Below are 384 nucleotides of genomic sequence, written 5' to 3' on the forward strand. Positions count from 1 at the left end.
CGCGAGGTTCTCGTGCCATACCTTGGTGGTCAGATGCAGTTGCTTTCGCGCGAGACCCGAGGCCGCAATTGCGGCGCCTACGGCTTCTTCGTTCTGGTACATCTCGGCGGTGTCGATGTGTCGATACCCGAGCTCCAGCGCACTTTCAACTACTGGCTGGCAACCTCCGCCCGGCATACGGAATGTGCCAAATCCGAGGCGGGGCAGGTCAATTCCTTGTGTCTTCAAAGCTTCCATGGTTGCTCTCCCAAGCTGGTCCTGGTTTGCGGCGCAAGACGCCGTAGCGTTCAGGAGGACAATCTCCCATTTTTTGATTGTTGAATAAAGTAGGTGCTGTTCAAATCACTCGTGATTAAACTATCTGAATGAGATGAGCCTTGGAGA

Annotated in this window: 1 protein-coding gene; it reads right to left on the bottom strand. The window is 54.2% G+C overall.

Translation table 11 applies throughout. The annotated features are described in order from the left end of the window. A partial coding sequence (locus P0D96_RS48495) for an aldo/keto reductase (RefSeq protein ID WP_408321495.1) occupies positions 1 to 237 on the bottom strand: 237 nt, incomplete at its 3' end. Positions 238 to 384: the final 147 nt, after the last annotated feature.

Source organism: Paraburkholderia sp. RL17-347-BIC-D (genome assembly GCF_046027915.1).
GTDB lineage: Bacteria > Pseudomonadota > Gammaproteobacteria > Burkholderiales > Burkholderiaceae > Paraburkholderia.